The sequence below is a fragment of the Litoreibacter arenae DSM 19593 genome (assembly GCF_000442275.2).
GTDB lineage: Bacteria > Pseudomonadota > Alphaproteobacteria > Rhodobacterales > Rhodobacteraceae > Litoreibacter > Litoreibacter arenae.
On sequence record NZ_KE557314.1, the window covers coordinates 482,137 to 505,078 of the forward strand.

29 protein-coding genes and 1 pseudogene are annotated in these 22,942 nt (G+C 51.3%); 11 read left to right on the top strand and 19 right to left on the bottom strand.

The window, feature by feature from the left end; translation table 11 throughout:
• The first annotated feature begins 65 nt into the window (after positions 1-65).
• A complete protein-coding gene (trhO, locus tag THALAR_RS14715; RefSeq protein WP_021102388.1) occupies positions 66-965 on the top strand; it encodes an oxygen-dependent tRNA uridine(34) hydroxylase TrhO in 900 nt (299 codons plus the stop codon).
• Here the strand turns inward: trhO and THALAR_RS14720 are convergent.
• From THALAR_RS14720 to fliF, 6 genes are read right to left on the bottom strand one after another with little or no spacing between them, the layout of a single operon-like run.
• Positions 962-2,161, bottom strand: coding sequence for an NAD(P)/FAD-dependent oxidoreductase (locus tag THALAR_RS14720; protein ID WP_154666811.1), 1,200 nt, complete (start codon positions 2,159-2,161; stop codon positions 962-964). The genes trhO and THALAR_RS14720 overlap by 4 nt on opposite strands.
• A gap of 22 nt (positions 2,162-2,183) precedes the next feature.
• Complete coding sequence (locus THALAR_RS14725; protein WP_154666812.1) at positions 2,184-2,654, bottom strand: hypothetical protein; 471 nt, start codon at positions 2,652-2,654, stop codon at positions 2,184-2,186.
• Positions 2,655-3,401, bottom strand: coding sequence for a flagellar type III secretion system pore protein FliP (gene fliP / locus THALAR_RS14730; protein ID WP_040818922.1), 747 nt, complete (start codon positions 3,399-3,401; stop codon positions 2,655-2,657). It lies immediately after the preceding gene.
• The gene (locus THALAR_RS14735; RefSeq protein ID WP_040818925.1) at positions 3,398-3,676 is read right to left on the bottom strand and encodes a FliM/FliN family flagellar motor switch protein; all 279 of its coding nucleotides are present in this window, start codon (positions 3,674-3,676) and stop codon (positions 3,398-3,400) included. The genes fliP and THALAR_RS14735 overlap by 4 nt, the downstream gene beginning before the upstream one ends.
• On the bottom strand, positions 3,669-4,265 hold the full coding sequence (locus THALAR_RS14740; RefSeq protein WP_021102392.1) for a hypothetical protein: 597 nt from the start codon (positions 4,263-4,265) through the stop codon (positions 3,669-3,671). Before THALAR_RS14740 ends, THALAR_RS14735 begins: the two co-directional genes overlap by 8 nt.
• Positions 4,262-5,911 (bottom strand): flagellar basal-body MS-ring/collar protein FliF, encoded by a 1,650-nt coding sequence (gene fliF, locus THALAR_RS14745; protein ID WP_021102393.1) that lies wholly within the window; start codon positions 5,909-5,911, stop codon positions 4,262-4,264. The genes THALAR_RS14740 and fliF overlap by 4 nt, the downstream gene beginning before the upstream one ends.
• Positions 5,912-6,002: 91 nt before the next feature.
• On the opposite strand from fliF, the gene THALAR_RS14750 reads away from it, so the two are divergent.
• The 5 genes from THALAR_RS14750 to THALAR_RS14770 are packed head-to-tail and all read left to right on the top strand — an operon-like array spanning position 6,003 to position 10,180.
• Positions 6,003-6,491, top strand: coding sequence for a flagellar basal body-associated FliL family protein (locus tag THALAR_RS14750; protein WP_040818929.1), 489 nt, complete (start codon positions 6,003-6,005; stop codon positions 6,489-6,491).
• Positions 6,492-6,499: 8 nt separating this feature from the next.
• The gene (locus THALAR_RS14755) at positions 6,500-6,883 is read left to right on the top strand and encodes a DUF6468 domain-containing protein (protein WP_051153775.1); all 384 of its coding nucleotides are present in this window, start codon (positions 6,500-6,502) and stop codon (positions 6,881-6,883) included.
• Complete coding sequence (locus THALAR_RS14760; RefSeq protein WP_154666813.1) at positions 6,880-7,461, top strand: MotE family protein; 582 nt, start codon at positions 6,880-6,882, stop codon at positions 7,459-7,461. The genes THALAR_RS14755 and THALAR_RS14760 overlap by 4 nt, the downstream gene beginning before the upstream one ends.
• A 32-nt stretch (positions 7,462-7,493) precedes the next feature.
• Complete coding sequence (gene motA / locus THALAR_RS14765) at positions 7,494-8,363, top strand: flagellar motor stator protein MotA (protein WP_040818932.1); 870 nt, start codon at positions 7,494-7,496, stop codon at positions 8,361-8,363.
• Positions 8,360-10,180 carry a hypothetical protein gene (locus THALAR_RS14770; RefSeq protein ID WP_021102396.1) on the top strand — a complete coding sequence of 607 codons (1,821 nt, stop codon included), beginning with the start codon at positions 8,360-8,362 and terminating at the stop codon, positions 10,178-10,180. Before motA ends, THALAR_RS14770 begins: the two co-directional genes overlap by 4 nt.
• Here THALAR_RS14770 and THALAR_RS18180 read toward each other — a convergent pair.
• Positions 10,153-10,987, bottom strand: a pseudogene (locus THALAR_RS18180) (IS3 family transposase). The gene THALAR_RS14770 and the pseudogene THALAR_RS18180 overlap by 28 nt on opposite strands.
• A 167-nt stretch (positions 10,988-11,154) precedes the next feature.
• On the opposite strand from THALAR_RS18180, the gene flhA reads away from it, so the two are divergent.
• Genes flhA through THALAR_RS14795 form a run of 4 tightly spaced genes read left to right on the top strand, consistent with a single transcriptional unit; the run spans position 11,155 to position 15,393 of the window.
• On the top strand, positions 11,155-13,218 hold the full coding sequence (gene flhA / locus THALAR_RS14780; RefSeq protein WP_021102398.1) for a flagellar biosynthesis protein FlhA: 2,064 nt from the start codon (positions 11,155-11,157) through the stop codon (positions 13,216-13,218).
• Positions 13,215-13,991, top strand: coding sequence for a flagellar biosynthetic protein FliR (locus tag THALAR_RS14785; RefSeq protein WP_245622444.1), 777 nt, complete (start codon positions 13,215-13,217; stop codon positions 13,989-13,991). The genes flhA and THALAR_RS14785 overlap by 4 nt, the downstream gene beginning before the upstream one ends.
• Entirely contained in the window at positions 13,991-15,076 is a 1,086-nt protein-coding gene (locus THALAR_RS14790) for an EscU/YscU/HrcU family type III secretion system export apparatus switch protein (RefSeq protein ID WP_021102399.1), read from the top strand. Before THALAR_RS14785 ends, THALAR_RS14790 begins: the two co-directional genes overlap by 1 nt.
• Complete coding sequence (locus THALAR_RS14795; RefSeq protein WP_021102400.1) at positions 15,073-15,393, top strand: hypothetical protein; 321 nt, start codon at positions 15,073-15,075, stop codon at positions 15,391-15,393. The genes THALAR_RS14790 and THALAR_RS14795 overlap by 4 nt, the downstream gene beginning before the upstream one ends.
• Here THALAR_RS14795 and THALAR_RS14800 read toward each other — a convergent pair.
• From THALAR_RS14800 to THALAR_RS14840, 9 genes are read right to left on the bottom strand one after another with little or no spacing between them, the layout of a single operon-like run.
• Positions 15,390-15,872 (bottom strand): flagellar basal body-associated FliL family protein, encoded by a 483-nt coding sequence (locus THALAR_RS14800; RefSeq protein ID WP_040818937.1) that lies wholly within the window; start codon positions 15,870-15,872, stop codon positions 15,390-15,392. The genes THALAR_RS14795 and THALAR_RS14800 overlap by 4 nt on opposite strands.
• A gap of 9 nt (positions 15,873-15,881) precedes the next feature.
• Positions 15,882-16,622: a flagellar basal body L-ring protein FlgH gene (flgH, locus tag THALAR_RS14805; RefSeq protein ID WP_051153777.1), complete on the bottom strand. Its 741-nt coding sequence runs from the start codon at positions 16,620-16,622 to the stop codon at positions 15,882-15,884.
• On the bottom strand, positions 16,619-17,059 hold the full coding sequence (gene flgA / locus THALAR_RS14810; protein ID WP_040818939.1) for a flagellar basal body P-ring formation chaperone FlgA: 441 nt from the start codon (positions 17,057-17,059) through the stop codon (positions 16,619-16,621). Before flgA ends, flgH begins: the two co-directional genes overlap by 4 nt.
• The gene (gene flgG / locus THALAR_RS14815) at positions 17,056-17,841 is read right to left on the bottom strand and encodes a flagellar basal-body rod protein FlgG (RefSeq protein ID WP_021102401.1); all 786 of its coding nucleotides are present in this window, start codon (positions 17,839-17,841) and stop codon (positions 17,056-17,058) included. Before flgG ends, flgA begins: the two co-directional genes overlap by 4 nt.
• 16 nt (positions 17,842-17,857) lie before the next feature.
• Positions 17,858-18,577, bottom strand: a complete 720-nt coding sequence (locus THALAR_RS14820; protein WP_040818941.1) for a flagellar hook-basal body complex protein — start codon at positions 18,575-18,577, stop codon at positions 17,858-17,860.
• 2 nt (positions 18,578-18,579) lie between these two features.
• On the bottom strand, positions 18,580-18,849 hold the full coding sequence (locus THALAR_RS14825) for a flagellar biosynthetic protein FliQ (RefSeq protein WP_021102403.1): 270 nt from the start codon (positions 18,847-18,849) through the stop codon (positions 18,580-18,582).
• A complete protein-coding gene (fliE, locus tag THALAR_RS14830; RefSeq protein WP_040818944.1) occupies positions 18,849-19,124 on the bottom strand; it encodes a flagellar hook-basal body complex protein FliE in 276 nt (91 codons plus the stop codon). The genes THALAR_RS14825 and fliE overlap by 1 nt, the downstream gene beginning before the upstream one ends.
• A 27-nt stretch (positions 19,125-19,151) precedes the next feature.
• Positions 19,152-19,544: a flagellar basal body rod protein FlgC gene (gene flgC, locus THALAR_RS14835; protein ID WP_040818947.1), complete on the bottom strand. Its 393-nt coding sequence runs from the start codon at positions 19,542-19,544 to the stop codon at positions 19,152-19,154.
• Positions 19,545-19,550: 6 nt separating this feature from the next.
• Positions 19,551-19,943, bottom strand: coding sequence for a FlgB family protein (locus tag THALAR_RS14840; RefSeq protein WP_021102406.1), 393 nt, complete (start codon positions 19,941-19,943; stop codon positions 19,551-19,553).
• Positions 19,944-20,025: 82 nt separating this feature from the next.
• On the opposite strand from THALAR_RS14840, the gene THALAR_RS14845 reads away from it, so the two are divergent.
• The gene (locus tag THALAR_RS14845; RefSeq protein ID WP_021102407.1) at positions 20,026-21,357 is read left to right on the top strand and encodes a FliI/YscN family ATPase; all 1,332 of its coding nucleotides are present in this window, start codon (positions 20,026-20,028) and stop codon (positions 21,355-21,357) included.
• Here THALAR_RS14845 and THALAR_RS14850 read toward each other — a convergent pair whose 3' ends face one another.
• The 3 genes from THALAR_RS14850 to flaF are packed head-to-tail and all read right to left on the bottom strand — an operon-like array spanning position 21,358 to position 22,939.
• Positions 21,358-22,164, bottom strand: a complete 807-nt coding sequence (locus THALAR_RS14850; protein ID WP_040818950.1) for a DUF1217 domain-containing protein — start codon at positions 22,162-22,164, stop codon at positions 21,358-21,360.
• A complete protein-coding gene (gene flbT, locus THALAR_RS14855; protein WP_040818953.1) occupies positions 22,161-22,565 on the bottom strand; it encodes a flagellar biosynthesis repressor FlbT in 405 nt (134 codons plus the stop codon). The genes THALAR_RS14850 and flbT overlap by 4 nt, the downstream gene beginning before the upstream one ends.
• The gene (flaF, locus tag THALAR_RS14860; RefSeq protein WP_040818957.1) at positions 22,562-22,939 is read right to left on the bottom strand and encodes a flagellar biosynthesis regulator FlaF; all 378 of its coding nucleotides are present in this window, start codon (positions 22,937-22,939) and stop codon (positions 22,562-22,564) included. Before flaF ends, flbT begins: the two co-directional genes overlap by 4 nt.
• Between the last annotated feature and the right edge of the window lie 3 nt (positions 22,940-22,942).

Genomic DNA, 22,942 nt, shown 5'->3' on the forward strand with positions numbered 1-22,942 from the left:
GCAAGCCCACGTTGCGTCAACTGCCCGCACTTGATCCTGTTTGGCGACAGTCGTAAAGCGTGGCCATGTTTACCGTTGCCGCACTCTATCACTTCACCCGTTTCGATGATCCGAACGGACTGCGCCCCGCCATAATCTCGCTATGCGAGCGAGAAGGCCTACGCGGGACCTTGCTGGTTGCGAAAGAGGGGATAAACGGGACCGTCGCCGGAACGCGCGCGGGGATTGACGCATTGCTTGCGCATTTGCGGGCTGTCCCCGGTTGCTCGGATCTTGAGCATAAGGAATCCACAGCGTCCGACATGCCGTTCAACCGCATGAAGGTCCGCCTAAAGCGCGAAATCGTGACGATGGGTCAACCGGACGTCGATCCGTTGGCGGGTACCGGTCACTACGTCAAGCCCTCCGACTGGAACGCGCTGATACAGTCGGACGACGTTGCGGTGATTGACACCCGCAACGATTACGAAGTCGCAATTGGCACTTTTGAAGGTGCTGTCGACCCCAAAACCAAGAGCTTCGGTGAATTTCCGGCGTGGTGGGAAGCCAATAAAGACCGCTTTCACAACAAGCGAGTTGCGATGTTTTGCACCGGTGGCATCAGGTGCGAAAAATCAACGAACTACCTTTTGGGTCAGGGCGTGGAGGAAGTCTATCACCTGAAAGGCGGCATCCTGAAATATCTGGAAGAGGTTCCAGAGGCTGACAGCACCTGGAACGGGGAGTGTTTCGTTTTCGACGGTCGCGTATCGGTCGGGCATGCGCTTAAAGAAGGCAACTTGCATCTCTGCTACGCGTGTCGGCGGCCCCTGCAGCCCGACGACTTGCACCGCGATGAGTACGAGGCGGGTGTCAGTTGCCACCATTGCCTGCACGAAACCACCGAAGCCGATCGCGCGCGCTTTCGCGAACGTCAGAAGCAAATCCGTCTAGCCGAGAAACGAGGCGAAAAACACATCGGCTAGGACCGGCTGACCGCGGCGCGCAACCGACGCCTAAGTGCTTGAGCCCCACGTCGTGCGATCATACCGCCACTAAACTCATTCCTGAAAAAGCGAATAAGCTCTTCAGGTGGAAGCGTCTTCATGCGTGCCACGGATCTGTCCCAGTCGCTGGGTGCGTAAGATGCGGCCCGTTGGTTTGCCGCGAACCCAATCCTGTATTGAAGCGCCAGCCGCCGACGTACTGATCGCTCCCACGATAAGAGGGCTGCGGGTGTGTTCTTTCCCAGCGCCTCCCCCAAGGCCCGGCCCTGCTCGATACAAATGCGAATACCCTCGCCCAATGTCGGCGTCGCCATGTTGGCGCTGTCACCGACGCGGATCACGCCGTCAAACAAGAGAGAGCTTTCGAAAGGAATTGACGGCAAGATACCCGAATTCAGGTGATAATTGCTCGGCTCAGGGAGCCCCATCCGTTCCAGCGCACCACTTTCCAGCAAGCGAACCATCAGGTCCTTCGGGGATTGCTCCGACTCAGGTTTGATAACTCCGACGCCAAGACGCAGCGCAGCGCTTGTGGTGGGAAAGGCCCACCCATAGCCGGTTGGGGTGGCCGAGCCAAAGAAGAGCACCGCTCTCTCAGGGTCATGATCCGAGGCTGGGAACTCATACTCGATCCCGATGCCGGTCCTGTCAACTGGCTCGCAGAGTTTCAGACTTCGCAAGACGGCACAGTGCCACCCCGACGCGTCGACAATCTTGCGTGACGCGATTTCATATTCTTGCTGGCCAGCTCGAACGCGCGACACGAAGCCACGGTCATTTCTAACTGTAGAGAGAAATTTGGTGCCACAACGTAGGTCGCTTCGTGTGCCACATGCCAGCCAACGATATACCCCTGTGACATCCAGCACGGCGACGGGGTTAGATGACAGATCAAGACTATGATGCTCGTTGTCGGAATAAATGTCTGCGTGTGTGACAGTATGAGCAAGCTCCGCCGGAATGCCTAGCCTGTCCATGTCGCTTCGCCAGCATCCACCGGATGTCCTAACAGGCCGCCCGATCTTGCGATCTTGGTGAACCAAAACTGACGAGACGAAATCCGGCAGACGTGACGAAACCGCAAGTCCGGCCGGGCCACCCCCTACGATAAGAATTTCTGTCTCGACACGCTCTGGCATAACTGCTTTTCGCACGGCTTGAGCAGGATGCACCATGGCAAACAGACAGGGACTGACGTTACTTTTTCAGTTCTGCCAAGTACGCCGCGACCTGACGCGCGGTTTGACCGCGCAGTTTTCGTAGCGCATCAAGCTGCTGCGGAGTCGTGAGCTTAACCAGATGTTTTGCGATCAAAGCAGGGTGTTGCGCCATGATTTCATCTGACTGCTCGGCTCTTGATTGGGTCGGAGTGCCTGCATTTGCCGGAGCAGGCACCGAGATTTTTCGCGCAGTGCTGCGATGCGTTTGTGGTTTGGCGAGTTGGCTGACGAGATTTGCCAGAGCCTTGCTCATATCTTGTGAGGCTGGGGTGCGCTCCACTGGGCACACGGCTTTTCGCGCCAGGTCTTTGAAGAACGGGTGCTTGGAACTCTTCGCAAAATCCGCCCCCAGCATCGAGACTAGCATTCGCGCTTTGTTGACCTGATCCGATGTCGGTGAAGGTGCATCACTCGTTGCGACTGATGAGGAAAGAACGGGGTCTTGCATTTACATGTAACTCCTAACGAGGGCGCTGGAAATAAGACTCCAGCCATCGGCGACGACGAAAAACGCGAGCTTGAACGGCAACGAAACAATAGCCGGGGGCACCATCATCATACCCATGGACATAAGTACTGCGGCCACCACTAGGTCGATTATCAGGAAGGGTAGGAACACTAGAAACCCGATTTGAAATGCACGCTCGATTTCGCTAAGCATGAAAGACGGGATCAAGAGCGAAAGCGAAGCCTCGTTTGGTGCGCCATCACCTGCCTGATCGGGTCTGAGTTCCGCAAGAATTTGAAAGGTGTCCAGATCAAGTCTGGCTGCCATGAAGCCCCTAAATGGCTCCAGCGCTTTGGGAATAGCCTCTTCGATTGTAAGCACCCCGTCGCTGAGCGGCTTGAGACCGACTTCCCAACTTGCGGTGAACACTGGGTCCATCACGAAATACGTGAGAAATAAGGCCAGGCTGACGATCAGCATGTTTGGCGGCGCTGATTGCAGACCGATTGCCTGCCGCAAAATGGATAGGACGGTGACCACAAACGGGAAGCAGGTAATCATGATTGCGATCCCGGGGGCCAAACTCAGCACCGTCATCAGCGCAATCAACTGCATGGCACGTGCACTCAAAGACGTATCATCGCCCAAAGAAATTGACAGATCCTGAGAGAACGCCGGAAGCGGCATAGTCATCAGCGCCAATAAGAGTGCTGCAAAACCAATGTAATACCGTGGTAGCGTAGTCATGAAAGGTCAGCAGTAGGATCGCCTATTGCAGTGAGTCGAACCGCCAAGGCACCGTATTCACTATCAGCCGAAGACTCCAGGAACCCCTTGGCGATCAACTTATCACCTATGTAGAGTTCAACGGGGTCATCAATTCTGGTGCTGAGCGGCAAGATTGAATTCGGCGTCAATTCCATCAGCTCTTTTATCGTGGGAGACGCCGAGCCGACACATACACGGAGATCAACACTCACGCCCTGTAACAACTCGTCTTTTGGATTTTTTTGATCAGGCATGCACGGGGCCCCTCGCCTTAGATGTTTCAAAAAATGTATCGATGCATTCGCGGACCGCTTCGATTGTGGCATCGAGATCAATACGGACCTCTCCGCCTTTAAGCTGCAAAACAGCTTGCGCGGGTGACAAAGTTGGCTCGACCTTCACCTCAATTGGAAACTTTACGGTTTCCGTCACGAGCTCTCGCAGCATGGCTTCGCATTCGGGCGCACATGCCACGGTGATTGGCGGCATGGTTGCATCGGCCAGATCGTTCAATATTTCCACAACCCTGCCGCCCAGGCTTCTGGCCAGCAGTTCGGGTAGAACGGCATCTGTCATAGCTTCTAGAATCGGTCGCACAGACTGCATAATGTGTTGACGCGCCTCGAAATAGGTAAAGTTGAGGGCCTGCAACGCGGACGACAAAGCTTCTCTCACATCGCGATCCTGGTCGTCGGCGGCATCAGACGCATCTTGCCAGCCACACTTGTAGCCCTCATCAAAAGACCCGCGTAATTGTTGCGGATCGGCTTGCACGACCTTGGTGGTAACATGTGGGCTCTCGGCATCACTCGAGAAATCTTCAAAAACCGTTGCTTTTGTCATTGAGCACTCGCCTCTGGCGCTTCAATCCAGCTTTTCAGCACCTCGACGGTTTCCTCTTGCCGTTCGTCGATAAGAGATTTCAACCTTTCAACGGGATCACTAATCTGCTCGGGCGCAGTTAGGGCACCGCCTGATGGTCGTGAAGCCTGCTCCGATATTGCAAGATCATTGCGCTGTGCACGCTCAGCAGCTGACCTATCTTCTAATGCTGGGACCGGCTTCGGGGCCGCCAACAAATCAGTTGGAGGCAACTCATTAAGCTCAGCATTACCGGTTTTTGCCGCAACAAGAATTGGGCGAAGCACAAAAATGCCAAGTGCAAGTACAACCACTGCGGCCACACCAATCTTCGTGAGACCGACCACATCGAGAGGGCGGGACGAGACCCACCCATTCTCCGGTGTCTCAACCAGGGTGGCAGCCGGCGCCAAATCCATCGAGCGAAGGGTAACGGAGTCCCCGCGCGCCTCATCGTAACCAATCGCGGACTTAACGAGCTCCTCAAGTGCCGCAAGCTCCTTCTCGTCGCGCGGCTCCCATATCTCTGCCCCTGTTTCATCAACCCTTCGCGTTCCATCCACCAGCACGGCCGCAGTAACCCGTTTGATCGATCCTGCGACGCGATGCACCTCACGGGTGGTCTCGGACACCTCGTAGTTTACGATTTCCCGCGTGTCAGAATTCTGATCCGACCGCTCACTTGTCCCCTGCCCCTCCCCTTCCGGTAGATTGCTGGCGACCGTCACGTTTCCTCCTCCTTGATTGCGGGAGGAACTAGAGGTCTCTTGGGTATTTGTGCTGATCGCGACACGACTATCAGGATCAACTTTGCGTTCGGTGATCCGTTCCGCATCGGTCAGAGTTTCGACGTTGACCTCAACCACCGCTCCTCCGCTGCCGGTACGAGCTAGAACCAAGCGTTCAACATTCTGCTTCAGTCTCTCGCCGTGCTCGAGCGCAGTTCTGGAAGGCGTATCCTCGCCCGATTGTGCCATCACTGCACCCAGATCAGCATTAATGATAGAGACATCCTCGGGCCGAAGTCCGGATACTGCCGACGCAACCAAAAAACGGATCGCGTCTGCACTGGCATTTGAAATGCTGCCACCATCGCCACGCAAGGAAACTGATGCTGTAGGCCGCAACGTACGTCGAAACGGACTTTGCGAAGATTCGGCGATGTGTACTCTCGCAGCACTAATTTGGGGATTCGCAACGATCGTCCGCGCAAGCTCTCCCTCCTTTGCACGAAGGTACGCGGCATCGAACATCTGGGAGGTTGTACCAAATCCGCTAAGCTTATCTAGCAGTTCGTATCCATCGCCGCTATTCGCGGGCAATCCCTCGCCAGCAAGTGTCAGGCGTAATTGGTCGCGACTAGCTTCAGGCACAAATATTGCACCGCCTTTCACTTCAAACGGTACATCCTTGGCTTCCAGCTGCGCGATGATTTCACCAGCGGCGTTGGGTGCCAAACCACTGTAGAGCAGGCTCATATTTGGAGTCGCAGCCATCCGCGTCAAAAACAGAACACCGATCATCACTAGTAGTGTCGAGCCGACGACTACAACGCGCTTTCTTGCATCCAATGCGCCCCAAAGTTCCTGGAATTGTTGCACTGCTCGACCTTTCAACTGGCGAGTCATTCTGACCCGCTAGCCAACACTTAAAGTGCTTCGCCTTAACAATCGGTTAGTCGATTAGTCGCTATAGCTGAAAAAACCTCGAGAGAATCAAATGCCTGATAAAACAGATATACAGACAACAGTCGAACCTGCCAAAAAGGGTAAACTGGGATTGATTGTCGGACTTGTGCTCGCGCTGATTGGCGCAGGCGGTGCATTTTTCACCGTCAACTCCGGCATGTTGTTTTCAGCGGAAAGCGAACACGATGTTGCGGCCCCCGGAGAACATACAGAGCAACTTCCAGCCATCAGCTTTGTACCTATTCCGCCCATTGTAGTAACCGTCGGACCAGCAGGATCGCGGCAGCTACGATTTCGGGCAGAAGTGGAAGTAGCACCGGAAAGAACAGAGGACGTCGCGATGCTCATGCCGCGCATTCTAGACGTTCTGAACGGATACTTACGTGCGGTAGATCTCGCCGAGTTAGAAAATCCAGCGTCGTTGATAAGACTGCGCGCACAAATGCTGCGCCGCATACAAATCGTTACGGGCACAGGCCATGTCCGAGATCTTTTGATTACTGAATTCGTATTCTCGTAAGGAACAAGATGGATTTTCTAGCAGACATTTTACTGGGCTTTGGCGCAATTGCAGCTGCGATCTACTGTTTCGTTCTCTCACGCAAACTGTCGAAGCTGCGAGGTTTGGACCAAGAACTCGGGTCCGCGATTGCGGTACTTTCCAGACAGGTCGATGAGATGACGAGAATACTCTCACTAGCTCGTGAAACTGCAGGAGATGCTGCTAGCGAACTTCAAGAGAAGACGGATACAGCGACGAGCGTAGCTGACCGTTTGGAGTTCATGATCGCGGCCCTTCAGGACGTCACTGATCTCGAAAGAGTCGCTGACGAGCGATTCGAAGAAGAGGTGGAAAACTCACGCAGCGAAGTCAATGTTTTCATTAGAAATGCCGCGCGGAAAGTATCTTGATGAATACAAAACACAAAGCCAAGTCGCCAAAATATATTCTTTTGGTGGTTGTAATGATGCTACTTGTGTCGGGCAGCCTAAAGCTGGGATCTGTAGGGATTGCTGTGGCATCAAGCCCGCCAGAATCTTCCAAAGACAAGATCGGAGAAATTTCTGGGTGTGCGACTGACGCCGAGACCGAAAAGCTTTTGGAGATGCTGAAGACACGTGCTAAAGAGCTGTCTCTTCAAGAAGCAGAACAGGCAGAGAGACGAGCCGCTTTGGAAAAATCTGAAGCCGACATTCTTTTGAATTTGGAACGGCTGGAAGCTGCTGAAGCCAAACTAGCCGAGACGATTCACAACGTAAGCGGGGCATCCGAAAAAGACTTAATGCGTCTTACCGAGGTCTACGAATCGATGAAGGCCAAGGATTCTGCGCCCCTGTTCGAGAAAATGAGCGCGGAATTTGCCGCTGGCTTCCTCGCCAAAATGAGTCCTACATCTGCCGCGGGAATTATGGCGGGCCTAAGTTCCGAAAAAGCCTACGCTGTGAGCGTAATTTTAGCGGGGCGAAACGCTAACGCACCGAAGCGTTAGTAGTTTGGAAAAACGGAGTATCGACAAAGAAGATGGTTGGAATAGTTGGCGTTGTAGTGGTGTTCGTAATGGTATTCGGTGGCTATCTTGCCGCCGGTGGCAAGATGGGCATTATTCTTAAATCTCTTCCCTTTGAGCTTACCATGATTGGCGGTGCCGCTATCGGAGCATTTTTGATTAGTAATGATTTCTCTGGCGTGAAACACACCATCAAAGACGTTGGAAAGGTCTTCAAAGGTCCTAAGTGGAAAAAGCAAGATTACCAAGATCTACTCTGCCTTCTATCGGAACTTTTGCGCGTATCCAGACGAAGCCCTGTTGAGCTAGAGCCGCATATCGAGACGCCCTCCGAGTCATCAATATTCTCCGAATATCCAAGAATCGCAACTGATACCGAAACTGTTAATTTAATCTGTGACACCTTGCGCGCAGGCGGGATGAACTACGATGATCCACATCAGGTTGAAGAGGTTCTCGACAAGCGCATCGAGGGAAATGATCATCATGCAATGCATTCAAGTCACGCGATGCAAACTGTCGCGGACGGCCTTCCAGCGCTGGGAATTGTTGCAGCGGTTTTGGGAGTCATCAAAACCATGGGTTCAATTGACCAGCCTCCCGAAATTTTGGGCAAACTAATTGGTGGTGCGTTAGTTGGGACCTTTCTTGGTGTCTTTCTGGCGTACGGATTCGTTGGTCCATTCGCTGCCAAGATCAAAAGTGTGATCGAAGATGAAGCGCATTTTCAATCTCTCATTCGTGAAGTTCTTGTTGCAAACCTACACCAACATCCAGTGAACATGTGCATCGAGGTTGGGCGTCAGAATACTCCAAGTTCAATGCGTCCAACATATTCAGAATTAGAGCTTGCTCTAAAGGGCAGTCGAAAGGACGCCGCTTGAAATTTTTTGTACTGTTTATTGCAGCACTTTCAACGGGTGCCGCCCATTCAGAGCCTGCAGTCATAAAGTCAGGTGAGCATGACGATTTTTCAAGGCTGGTTCTATATACTGGAAAGTCTCAATCATGGTCCATGCGACGCCAAGAGCAACTTGTCTCAATCGCTATTGAGGGATGGAATTCGGGGTTTGACACATCAAGAGTCTTTTCAATGATTCCTAGAAATCGAGTTACCAGTGTCTCGAGCGACTTAAGCGGAATCACTCTTTCCCTGGACTGCAATTGCGACGTAGTCGTCAAACCCGTTAAGCGCGATGGAATAATGGTGGACGTGCGAGACAAGCCCGAAGTTGATTCCCTCACTTTCTCACAGAACACAACTCTGAAGAGGTGGCCCGAGAGGGAAGAATTGATCCTTCAAAGTAAGAATGACGAAATTCTCTCCGTGTTTACAAGAAAGCTTTCAGAGAGCATTGCTCACGCTGAAACACAGGGCGTCCTGCTTCCAGCTGAGCCACGCGCGCCTAAGAAAAAAACAACTAGCGATCACTCCCAAATTGCAGATACACTTCGCATTCGAACCACCTCCGCCACTCAACGCGCAGCGAAAACTCGCCAAGACGAATTACCGCCTTATTCCATATGCCCACCAGATAACTTTGGCGATATCGAAAACTGGGGAACCGAAGAACCATACTCACAGCAAATTGGAGCACTCCGCCAAAGCCTAGTCGGCGAATTTGATACTCTTGACGAAGACGGTGTCATTCAACTGGCTAAATTATACTTGTATTTTGCAATGGGCGCCGAGGCAAACGCGGTATTTGAGATTTTTGGCCGCACAGGGCATCAAGTGGAGTTCCTACGCATCCTAGGTCGCCTGTTGGACAACCCCGGAACTGGGAAAGCGACCTATGACCTTCCGCAAAATGAGTGTATCGGAACCCAATCCGTATGGGCAGCGGTACTTAGTACTTCTCGTGAAATGATAACCGAAACACAAACAAAGAAGATCACTGAGAGTTTTGATCGCCTTCCACAGCACCTAAAGTCAGTTTTGGGCCCAAAACTTATTTCAAGACTACAATCAGAAGGCCATACGGCTGGCGCAAGCGTTATACGAAATTCAATTGCGCAGAAGGTATCAAGTATTTCCAATTCCCAACCGAGCATTAGCGACTTTGAATCGCTAGAACTAGATGAGCTCAAAAAAATCATAAGCCGGACAAACGCTAGTACGCCTGAAGCAATCTCCGCGTTTTTAAAGCAACAGATTGACCGAAACACACCTCTGGACGCAACGATGCGACAGGTTGCCAGCTCATTTGTTGTGCAGCAGAAAGGCGACAGTATTGCGCTGGAAATTGCCATGCTCCTAGCGAAAGACTCCGTAAATCGAGGAAACTACTCCGATGCCGTAAGGGTGGCGCTTGATAGTTCGCTGGAAACACACACTTCCGAAATACTATCGTTCGCGGCGAGCCGTTTAGTGAAGGAAGAGAATAACTCAAAGATCGCTAAGTTTGCATTGCAGGTCGGCTCGCAACGCGCATCAAGGCATCTTGACAAAAAAGAAATTCGCGCGATATCAGACCGACTGTCAGAAATGGAATTGCCCGCGCTCTCAAGATCATTTCAGGCCTTGCCCCCACTGTACTATCAGCCTGACGAAGTCGAAATTGTGTCAGAAATACCGAATGCTGTGAATATTGCTCGTCCTGAGGTAGCTGAATTGACGATTAAGAGCGCACAAGAGCTTTTGATGGCCAGCAGGCAGGCAAGGCAAGGTGCTCAAGTAGCACTTGAAAGTAGTGAATAACCCCTAGTTTCTTCGACACCTTCTTGGTTCACATTGCGCTGCCTGTTCTCAAAATCGACGGGCGACAGCATCCCGTTTCTGGCATGTTTGTGTTTGGGGTTATAGACCATCTCGATGTCGTCAAAGATGTCCTGTCTTGCCTGCTCCCGCGTTTCTAAGTCCGGCGGTGGACACGTTCGCGCTTGAATGGGTTGAAGAAGCTCTTGACGACAGCACTGTCATGCCAATTTCCGCACCTGCTCATCGAATGTTCAACGCCCTGAGCCCGCAGAAATGCCGCCCGATCCCGGCTGATATACTGCGAACCTTGATCAGTGTGAAACAAGATGGACCGCTTTGGTTTACGCCACCACACGGTCATGAGCAGCGTCCGCAAAACAAGGTCGGTTGGGCGCCGTGATTGCGTGGCCCAGTCGATCACACGGCGTGAGTAAAGATCGATGACGACGGCCAGATACAAGAACCCTTCGTAGGTTTTGATGTAGGTGATATCTGACATCCATGCGACATCCGCCTCAGCCACAAACGCGTATTTCATTTTGAATCCTTGGCGAAGTACGCGGCTGCATTTTAGGATGTCACGCTCCTCCATCATCCGCGTCAACCCACGTTTAAGCCTGGCGTTCTCAGCCACGTGGTCACAGATGACGCCTGTGACGTGGCCTTCACATACAGCTTCATCCATCTGTACAAAGAATAGCTGCTGACGCCCAAACGCTCAGACATCTCTCGAACGGCATACCCGCGAGATGCAATGTGATGCACCGCATATCGCTTGAAATCCTCACTGGAATCCGGCTTCCACATGACGGCCTCTTTCCCTCAAAATCGGGGAAGAAGGCGTTTACAATACCGGGGCCTAATCAGTCAGATCAATCCATTGTTGAATAAAGTTACTCTGATTAACCCCTCGTTAGCTCGGATTTCCTTAAGATGAGTTGTTAACGCAGACTCTGCTGGCAGGCGACTCCCTGATGAAAATGTTCTTCCAACCAACTGTGATTTTGGCTGTGGCGTTGATGGCAATTATTGTCATGATGATTCTACCAATGCCATCATGGGTGCTGGACCTTGGCCTTGCAGTGTCCTTTGGCCTTGCGATTTTGATGTTCACAACAACTCTATTTCTTGAACGCCCACTGGACTTTTCTGCATTTCCTACTTTTTTGCTCGCCGCTCTTATGCTGCGCCTTTCGCTTAATGTGTCCTCCACAAAGCTGATTATCGGTGAGGGCCACACCGGAACCGGCGCCGCCGGAGACGTGATCGAGGGGTTTGCGAGCTTCGTGATGGGGGGCAGCGTATATCTCGGTTTAGTTGTGTTTTGCGTTCTCATGATTGTGAACTTTATCGTAATAACAAAGGGTGCAACCCGTATGGCCGAGGTGGGGGCGCGCTTCGCCCTGGACGGCATGCCAGGTAAGCAGCTAGCCATTGATAGCGATATGTCAGCGGGCGCAATTGACCATGCGGAAGCAAAATCCCGCCGTGAACTAGAACAAGCTGAAACCACTTTCTTTGGGTCTCTGGATGGCGCATCCAAATTTGTCAAAGGTGATGCTGTAGCTGGATTGCTCATCACCTTGCTAAACCTTGTGATGGGTTTGATCATAGGTACGGTGGCACACGACATGCCTCTCGGCTTAGCGTTTGAAACCTACGCGATACTTACTGTTGGAGATGGCCTAGTCACTCAGATACCCGCAGTGATCATTTCAATTGCCACTGCCTTGTTGCTCGCTCGCGGCGGGACAAGTGGGACAACAGATATCGCACTGGTACAGCAAATTGGTCGGCATCCCGCAGCGGTAGCTACGGTTGGTGTACTAATGGTATTTTTCGCACTTGTACCAGGCCTTCCTTTCGCACCTTTTCTTTTTGGCGCAATCGGGCTTCTGGCGTCCGCACTTTACTTCAAGAAAAACCTTAATAGCGAAACCGAAATTGACATCCCCCTTTCAATAGAGAGGATCCCCGAAAAATCTATGGGTGACATTCTAGATCTTGATGAGATCCACGTTGAATTTTCACCTGACCTCGTCATGATGGCCCTTGACCCGGTTACTGGACTTGAAACCCGAATAGTCAACATGCGAAATCACGTTGCGAGTAACTTTGGTCTGATATTGCCGGAAATCAGGCTGACTGACGACGCCTCGTTGGGGGCCGGCAAGTATCGAATTCGCATTCAAGGCGTAACGAAGGCCGAGGACCGGCTACAACCAGACTCGATCTTGGCTTTGCTGCCAGCAGACGCGCCCAATGCAATCGAAGGTGAGATTGTAAAAGAACCCGTCTACGGAGCACCCGCAAAATGGCTGGGTCGAAAATATAAGGAGGATGCTGCACTCGCGGGGTGCACAGTTGTTACCCCTCCAGAAATACTAGCAACTCATCTTCTTGAGGTGGTAAAGGCAAATCTTGCCCGACTGCTAAGCCTGAGGGGAATGCGACGTATTCTAGATGAGTTCACAAATTTGTCCGATCAAAATAGAAGTGCAGCTAATCAAAAGGTACTTAACGAGCTGATTCCGGAAAAGGTATCAACTGAAACGCTTTTACAAGTTCTTAGACTACTTCTTGAAGAGCAGATTTCAATTAGGAATCTTCCTCTCATTCTGGAGAGTATCGCTGAGGTCCGCACCACCCACGCCTCAGCGGAAGAGTTGTGCGAGCACACAAGGCAAAGGCTCGGAGCGCAATTATTTTCCGATCTGAAACGATCTGATGGCACATTGCCCCTGGTCAAACTCGCTGATGATTGGGAGAAACTCTTCAGCCAATATAGCTCGCCAGACAAGACAACGACCAGCGTGGCCTTGCCTCCTGAAGAGTATGCCCGTTTGGCGGACAATGCATCGCAAAAGCTGTCGCAATTGAGCCAGAATGGCGTCTTTGCCGGGTTAGTAACCTCTGTGGATCGGCGGCGCTTTCTACACCGACTGTTGGCAAGCCGTGGAGTTAGCGCACGAGTGTTTTCCTACGAAGAGATCGCACATGATAGCCGACCTGCGATTGTCGGCATGGTACAGGCGTGACTATCGATTTTTCGGAACTCCTCAGCTTAGACATGTCGGAAATAAAATTTGTCTCGCTGATAGTTTTCCGTGTCGGTGCCGCGATGGCTTTTTTGCCTGTCTTTGGTGAGCAGGTCGTCCCCCCACGAATAAAGCTCTTCGCAACATTGTCGCTAACGGCACTTCTTGCACCAATGATTTGGCCACAAATTGATACCCTCCCGGCCAATAAGCATTGGTTTGCCCTGATCGCTTCAGAGGTTATAGTCGGCCTATTGATCGGATTGGCCTTTCGTCTGTTGGTATTTGCGCTGCAAATAGCCGGGACTATTGCGGCGCAATCAACGTCACTGTCGCAGTTCTTTGGAAGCGGCTTAGGCGTCGACCCTCAACCCGCATTCAGCACCCTGCTTGTTATATCAGGCTTGTGTTTGGCGATAATGCTTGGCCTGCACATACGGGTGGTCGAGCTGTTGCTCTATTCGTACGAACGGTTCCCGCTTGGGGCCAACTTGGAGAGTTCCGTCCTAACAGGTTGGGTCGTTGAAAATGTAGGATACGCGTTCGGATTGGCATTCTCGCTCGCGGGACCTTTTGTCTTTGCATCGCTAGTTTACAATTTGGGTCTCGGTGCAATCAACAAAGCTATGCCGCAGTTAATGGTCGCATTGGTTGGTGCGCCGGCAATAAGCTTGGGTGGGCTGACACTACTGTTGATCGCAAGTCCGATTCTACTTTCTGTGTGGGGCCGTGCGTTTGTAAGGCTTACGAGTCCTGAAGGGATAGGGCTCTAATGGCAGAGGCACCCGAAGACGGCGAAAAGACACTCGACCCCACACCCAAGAAGCTTGCCGACGTACGCAAAAATGGAGACGTCCCTAAGTCAACGGATATATCGGCCTCAGCCGCATTCCTGGGCCTGATACTGGCACTTACTGTTCTGGGGCCGACATCATTATTGGAGGCAGCTGACAAACTTACCGACTACGTCGCGAACCCAGAACAGTTACTGATAAATGGCTCATCCTTCGATGCGAGCAGTATAAGTAGCATCATCTTTTCGGTATCATCCTTTTTCCTTTTACCGTTAATGCTAGCGCCAGCGGCAGCAGTACTCTTAAGTCTAGTTGCACAGAAAGCGATTGTGTTTTCGCCTTCCAAACTCTCGCCTAAGGTCAGTCGGATTTCTCCAATCACGTCCGCAAAAAACAAGTTTGGCGCAGCCGGCTTGTTCGAATTCTCCAAGTCAGCAATTAAACTTTTGATAGTTTGCGTCATCATGTATTGGTTCTTAAAGAAGAGTCTACCTGACATTTTACTCACGCTCGATCTAGAACCCGTACAAATGACCTTAATTCTGGGCAATGGAATCATCTCGTTTCTGTTGTTGGTTTTCGTAGTTTCACTAATTGTCGGTGGTGGTGACTACCTATGGCAGCTTTCTGAGCACCTTCGTAAAAACCGTATGAGTCGTAAGGAAGTAGAGGATGAGAATAAGGAATCAGAAGGCGACCCGCACAATAAGCAAGCCAGAAGACAGCGTGGCTACGAAATCGCAATGAATCAGATGCTTTCTGACATTCCACAAGCGACTGTGGTGATAGTTAACCCAACCCATTACGCGGTCGCTTTGAAATGGAGTATTCACAGCGGCTCAGCACCAATTTGCATTGCCAAAGGCGTTGACGAAATTGCAGCCAGAATACGAGAGGTAGCTACTAAACACGCGATACCGATATATAGTGATCCACCAACCGCTCGCGCACTCTTTTCCAAAATCAAGGTGGGTGAGGAAATTCAATCGGATGACTACCAGGCGGTCGCGGCCGCGATCAGGTTTACGAGATCTATGTCGTCGCTTGCTGAAAGAAGTAAATGAAGAAGCGTGCACTCCTGCCGCTTCTCGAAGCAATTTACCTGCGTGATGAAGAGGTCTTCAAAAAACTTGCTCTACAACTGCGCGATCTCGAAGCACAAAGAGTCTCCCTCACCCAAGTACCACCAAGCGATGTGGAGCATGTTGACCTGTGCCTCGTCCGAGAAACACATCTACGCTGGCGGCGTGAAAAAATTGACGAGATTCTCGATCGTGAACGCAAGCTGAAGGCTGATATGCGAATTGCCAAACAGAAGTTCGGGAAGGCGTTAGGTCGGTTTGAAGCAATGAAGCGGATAATCGGGGACGTCGAGCGCTAGACGTCTTGCCGCACTATATCCGTTATCAGCACACTTGAGATATGTGCACCCGCGATGTTTCTGGCACTTGCCAGCAATGCGCGCTTCAATGATTCCATCGCCGGCGATGCGGTGTAAACTCCGTCAAATCCACCCATGTATGCGTGGTCGAAGAGGACTTGAAGAAATGCATCTCGTAGCTTGGGTTCCCGATCGTATATGGCGCTTGTTTCGGCGGCGTTGGTTTCCAGGCTAATCGATAAAACTACCAAAGCAGACACCCGATCATCTTCGATCACCGGCACAACGAATTGATTGTTGATCTTAACGTAGCTCAGATCCGCGTCAGCTTCGGACTCATCCTCCTGTGGTTTAGGAAGATCTTTCGTTGTTGCATCACTGGCTTCGTTTTCGTCGACAGGAGGTCGAAGAAGAAATCCCGCCGCCCCACCAGCAGCTATACCGACTATCAGTAAAACCAAGGGAATCACCAACCGCATATCGAGCTCCTAAAATGGCAACAGAATGTCTGCAACCTGCTGGCCATAGCGAGGTTGTTGAACGTCGGTAATCTGCCCACGGCCACCATACGAAATACGGGCGGCCGCTATACGATCATACGAGACTTCATTTTTTCGGTTGATATCCGCTGGCCGCACGTATCCACTGACAAGTAATTCGCGTAACTCGAAGTTAACTCGCACCTCTTGCGAGCCTTGTATTGTCAGGACTCCGTTCTGCAGGACATCAACGACAGTGGCCGCAACCCTTACGGAGAATTTCTCCTTTCGACGGACAGAACCATCCCCCGAGGACGCACTCGCTGAGTTAGTCGATACGGCACTATCCAAGCTCGCCCCCTCTGGAAGCGAATCGTTAATTCTCTGAGGAAGGCCAAGAAATGACGGAATACCCAAAGTTTCAGTCCCAGCCCGTGCCCGTGAGGTGCTGTTTGATATCTCCGCTCGCTCGTCAATCTCGACTACAACGGTGACAATATCGCCGATCTGCTCCGCTCGCTGGTTCCCTAACAGTGAATTGCGGCCCGACTCCCATAAGGATGCGTCATCCGCAGCCGATTCTGGAGCTGTATTTTGGGGCAGCGGCACCCTCATCATCGCAAAATGTTCGTCGGAATTCGAAATTGGACTGATTTCAGGGGCTTGCCCAACTTTTTCCAAACGGCTGCATCCCGATGTTACGCCCAAGGCCATCAGGGTGAAAAGGCATACACGGCTAAAATCGATCATCGGGCACTCCAACCTTCGCTTACAACTACTTCGCCAGTGTTCGTGACCCGCCCAACCACCGCATTCCGCGAGCCGAGGTTGATTACTTTGATTCTTTCCCCCAGAGCACCACGGGCTAAGGCGCGACCCTCAGTAGAAATGCTTAAAGTTCGCGTCTGATATATCAGCGCAACAATTGCATTCCGCTCGACCAGAGCCGGAGGCCCGATGTCATTTTCCTGAATCGGACGGTCACGATATAAGGCGCGCTTCGCCTCAAGTCCGATGACCTGTGCTAGTCGGGAAATGGGTGCCTCCACCTCGCTATCGACAACACGAACATCTGCCGCCGCGATGGTGTCACCTGCTCTTATAGTGTGCAGAGGCACGACCGTTTGAGCGGATAACTGGCATGCACATGTAAGAGCCAATACAGTTGGTATAATGATCTTTATCATCGGATTTGAGTCGTCGCGCTTAGCATCTGATCCGCAGCGGTAATGACTTTTGCATTCAGCTCGTAGCCCCGTTGCGCCTCAATCAGCTCCGTTACTTCTCTCACCGCATCCACCGAAGAATCCTCTAGGTATCCGTGCCGAAAGCTTCCCAGTCCGTTCGTCCCTGCAGTACCGACGATAGCTCCGCCCGAAGCGCCAGTTTCAGAAAAGAGGTTGCTGCCAATAGCTTCCAGTCCTTTCTCATTGGCAAAGCCGGAGATTGTAAGTTGCCCCAATTGTTCCGGTTCAATCCGATCAATGAAGTATGCGAAAACTTCGCCCTCGGGGTTAATTGAAATGGAACGCGCATCTTCAGGAATCGTAATGTTGGGAACTACCGGAAATCCATCCGAAGTTACCAGCAATCCGTCCCCGGTTCGCTTTAGCCCGCCATCACGCGTGTAGGCCGCTGCGCCGGACGGCAGCACAACTTCAAGATAGCCGCGTCCCTCAATCGCAAGGTCCAGATCGCCGCCAGTTTGCGACAGCGCACCTTGCTCAACATTAACCGAAACCGCAGTCGGCCGTACACCGAGCCCCAATTGAACACCGGCTGGAACCAGAGTTCCATCGGCCGCACTGATGCTGCCAGCTCGGCTCGGCTGTTGATAATGTAGGTCCGCAAACTCAGCGCGGCGCGCATTGTAGCCCGTTGTCGACATATTCGCGAGATTGTTGGAAATAACATCAACGCGCATTTGCTGCGCGGCCATGCCTGTAGCCGCAATTTTTAGAGCATTCATAACAAATTCCTTTGTTCTACCGTCCACCGACAAGTGTCAGTATAGATCGAAGACGTTCATCCTCTTTTTCAAGAAATGACTGCCCCATTTCATAAGATCGTTGTACTTCGATCATGCGTGCCACTTGCGTAACAGCTTCGACATTCGAGGCCTCCAAGAAGCCCTGGCTCATGCTCGCTCCTTCAGCAGGAAGTACATCTGACGCTGTCTTGAACATTACGCCGTCTTCCCGCTCTAGGTCATTTTCATCCGATGGCACGACCAAAGCGATCTGACCGATCGGGTTGCCGTCCGCAGACACTGTTCCGTCCCCAGAAATCGAAATATCGGTCACATCAACCGGCACGGTAAGCGAGGCACCACCAGCATCCAATAATGGGTACCCTTCCGGTGAAACGAGCTCACCTGTCGGCAAAATACTGAAAGCGCCCGCACGTGTCAGCCGAACACCCGCAGGCGTTTCGATCTGGAAGAAGCCGTTGCCTTCAATTCCCAAGTCAAAAGTGCCACCAGTTTTGGTTAAAGCACCTTGTGCAAAATCCGTTACATGAGCTCCAGCTCTTGCCATGGACAAGCTTTCGCCATCGAGCCCTAGCTGAACTACATGCTCCGAGAAAATTGCCTTCTCCGAACGAAATCCGGTCGTCGCCATATTCGCAATGTTGTTTGCAACAAGGCGCATTTCTTTCATCAATCCCGATTGACGGGTAATCGTCGAGTATAAGCTATTCCCCATTGTTAGCCGCCAGCGATTAGAGGAATGAGTGTGTCGGACCAATAGATAGTCAGATGGCGTGTCATGAAGCTCATGGTTACCCAGAACACGGCCAACATGGCGCCAACCTTGGGGACGAAGGTCAATGTCATCTCCTGAATTGAAGTCAGCGCTTGGAACAGACCTACAAGGAGTCCGACACCAAGCGCTACCGCGAGGATGGGGGCAGAGATAATCACCGACACCCACAAGCCCTGTCGCAGCACATCGAAGAATGCCGCTTCGCTCAGCATCACACGGGCATCCTTAAAATCTCTTGGTAGGCTTCGACGACCTTGTCCCTTACGCTCACGGCGGTTTGCACAGCGAGTTCAGACTGGGTAAGTGCCTCCACAAGGCTATGGGCATCTGCGCCCCCACTCATTGAAGCCATAGCGACGTCTTCGCCACGTTGTAAAACATCGGCAAAATTCTTTGCCGCTTGGCCAAGTTGCTCACCTGCTGCTGGTTCGGTAGCAGGCTTCGCTGCTCCATACGCTCGAAGCGCGGCTGTAGTTGTAATATCCATTCTGGATAGCCCTTCTGTTCTTAGCGATTAACGCCGTAAAAGATCCATCAGCGACGTCGACATCTTCCGAGTTTGCTCGAACATCTTCAGATTCGCTTCGTAGCTTCGCTGCGCCTCCCGCGCGTCTGCAATCTCAATCATCAATTCAACGTTAGAGCCCTGATAATATCCATCAGCGTTGGCTAGTGGATGTGATGGATCATGAATTTCTGGAAGTTCGGCTTGATCAAGTTTGGTTCGCCCGATCGTGACTTCGCCCGGCACCGAACTAAAGCCTGCAGCTTCTTCAAATGAAGCGACTTTTCGTCGGTACCCAGGCGTATCAACGTTGGCCAGGTTTTCGGACGTAAGGCGTAGGCGCGCCGAGTGAGCCCGCATGCCACTCGCAGATATTACAAGGCTGTTAGAAATGTCGCTCACAGTTCCCTACCTTCCCCTACCGATTGAAATTTTCAGAATGTCCATAGAGTTTTGGTATATTGCCATGGCTTTCGAATGCTGGCGCTCGGCTTCAATTGCGCTGAGCATTTGTGCCTCTAATGAAACAGTATTGCCATTGGGCTTGGCGAGATGATCAGCATCACGCTCTATCAAATTTTCATCATAAAGCGAGTTTTTTGAAATATGTTCTGACCTTGAAACCTTCATTGCGCTTGCAGAAGTGGTATTTTCATCAAGCTCGGTGAAAGCGCTAACCTTCTGTGCCCGATAGCCAGGCGTATCGACGTTCGCTACATTTTTCGAAACCACGTTTTGCTGAAGAGCGGCATGACGCGCCAACAGGCTCGATTTCTGTAGCAATGCGATACTTCCGAACATCTGGGCTTCTCCCTTGAAGTTGTACACATTCTTTTAAGAGTGATTCCTTTAGAAAAAGTAATCGAAATGAAAGAGCCCAAAAATGTCGACAAGCTTTGCACCTCTTATCTCATCCATAAGGAATATCCCACTCGTCGAAAGACGCGGTGCTATTACCGCAATTCGTTCAAACACCCTGCAGATTAGCGGTTTGTCAGGAGCAGCTAAGCTTGGCGACTTGGTGTCAATTCGTCGCGAAGATTCTCCTGAAATGTTTGGCGAAGTACTCTCACTTCAGGGACAGGCTATCGAAATTTTGCCAGAGCATGGTTGCCAAGGTGTTTCGCTGAAAGACGCGGTTATACATGTGGGTTCGCAGCGAATCATGCCGGATCAAAGCTGGCTAGGTCGCGTCCTCGACCCCTTTCTTAGACCATTGGATGGAAATCCACTGATCCACGGCATGGTTGAGATGCCGCTCAAATCTAATCCGCCCGCGGCCGCCACCCGAAAACGGCTTGGAGGACGAATGTCCACCGGTGTCGCTGCGCTGGATACATTCGTCCCAATCGTACGTGGGCAACGGATGGGAATATTTGCGGGGTCTGGTGTCGGGAAATCGACGCTGCTTGCGGACCTCGCCAAAGGAGTAGACACTGACGTAGTCGTCATCGCTCTTATTGGCGAAAGGGGCCGTGAGGTGCGAGACTTTGTCGAGGATGTTCTTGGCTCGGAAGGCATGAAACGTTCAGTTGTGGTCGCCGCAACATCTGATCAGTCTTCGATGATACGCAGGCGATGCGCGTGGGTTGCAACTGCGATCTCCGAATTTTTCAGGGACAAGGGCGCACATGTTCTACTCCTTGCAGACTCAGTGACACGTTTTGCTGAGGCACATCGCGAGATTGCCCTGTCATCTGGTGAACTTGCAGGCCCTCAAGGTTTTCCACCCTCCACGTCACAGGAGTTGATGGCATTGTGCGAGCGCGCGGGTCCTGGAAAATCGGGAGCCGGCGATATTACAGCTGTGTTTTCCGTTCTCGTCCAAGGTTCTGATATGGAAGGCCCGATCGCCGATGTTATGCGTGGCATATTGGATGGGCATCTCGTATTGTCACGCGAAATTGCAGAGCGTGGTCGCTTTCCCGCGATAGACGTTTTAAAGTCCGTCTCACGAAGCCTGCCCTCCGCGGCCTCACCAGAGGAGCTCGAGATACTAACGCAGGCCCGAAATTTGATGAGTGAGTATGAAGACGCGAGCATTATGATCAAAGCAGGCCTTTATGAGGTTGGCACCGATGAAAACATAGATCGAGCCATCTCCTCCCGCCCAAAAATTGAAGCTTTCCTTTCGGGCAGCAAGCCAAAATCATCTACCGATATTTTCACGCAGCTATCGAATTGTATTAACTTCAATTCGCTTCAGAAATTCTGATCAGAGCTTCAATGATAGTCCGTTTTGGAGCAATGTGAGTGCTGTCGTTGCTCCGTTTAGACTAACGGTTTCAGAAAGCTGTTTCGCTAACAGAAAGTTTGTTCGCAATTGATCACGAGCTTCAGATTTTTCAAGTACAATTATATCTGAGCGACCAAAAATTGAACTCATTTTATCTTTATAGATATCAATTTGCCGATCAAGTGGCAATTTTCCAAAGGCGAGTGGCAACGAGAATGCACTATCGAAAAAGGTTTTAAGCGGAGGATTTCCAAGTATATCAAGCCATTTTGCTGTTTCTGACGATTTCTTCTTGAGTATTCTTTCAATCTCACGATCAAATGACAGTGCCTGCCGCAAGTCGCTGTCTTTCTCGCCTACCAATATCTCGAATTTTCTTGCAGTATATTTCTCAATCACTTCATCTGGAAAACCGCTGAGAGCTGTTCTTGGCACACTATAATCACCAAAACCAAACGCTTTGGAAAGCTCAAAATACCTCTTGTCCGAAAATCTATTAGCAAGTGAAGAAGGGGCTAAGGTTCCTTCCTCCAATACCTTCTTGATCAAAAATTTGTTCTGTAGATCTGCCTCCAACCCGAAGGCAGTAAGCGCGACTGAAAGCAAACTACGATTGCTGACAAGATCTTCCGCCGAACGTACGCTAGAAATCTCTGCCCTGAAAAATTCCAGATCACGCTTGACCGTCCCGGACTGCACAAATGTGTTTTTCTGCACCTCTAATGTTCGCTTCAAATACGCCCAGCCTTGAAGGCCCCCTTGGGGTATTATGGCCAAAAAACTCATTCCGCACTCGCGTTCAACAGCCTCGCCTCTCTTGCAAGCAGCAGCCTAAGTGACTTCAACCCTAGATAATAGCGGCCTGAAATCACACTGTCTGTGGCTGCATCTAACACTCGACGACTATCAACATCCCAAAACGCCTGGCTGAGCTGTTCGATACCCCTAAGTACTTGATGCTTCGCCTCTTCAGCACATGCGTCGCCTGACAGTATAAGCTGCAAAATGTAACAAACTCGGCGAACAGGCGTCGTAACCTGATCAGGATGAATCGCATCCTTTAGTCTCAAGATTTTTGCGTTTGGCGTGATTATGCTAACACGCCCACGGCGATCACCATTCTCCACCACAACACCATTAATCAAAACGCGCTCTTTTGGACCTAACTTCAAAACCAAACCAGTCATGTATGACTCTCCTGAGCGCCAAGCCCCTTCATCACGGCCAGATTGACATCCACCAAGGCCGCAATCGATGCATCTCCCTTTAGTATCTTCTTAGTGTGAAAATTCACAAATTCTGAGAGATAGAAAATTTGGCCTTTCAAATCGTTGGATAGTTCGTTTTTTGTGTTTGAAACATCCACCGCCAGAGCATTCCACATCATTCTGTTGGCATGAAGGGCGTTGACTAGTTCAGCATATTTCGAGTCTTTAGCAGTATACGCGCTCTTTAGCTCCCGGGTTATTCTTGCAAAAACCTGGAACTCAATTCCCCGACTTGTTTGCAATGCCGCGCTCTCTTTTCCGTATCCGGACATTGCCTGTGAAGTAGCTGTCATCTC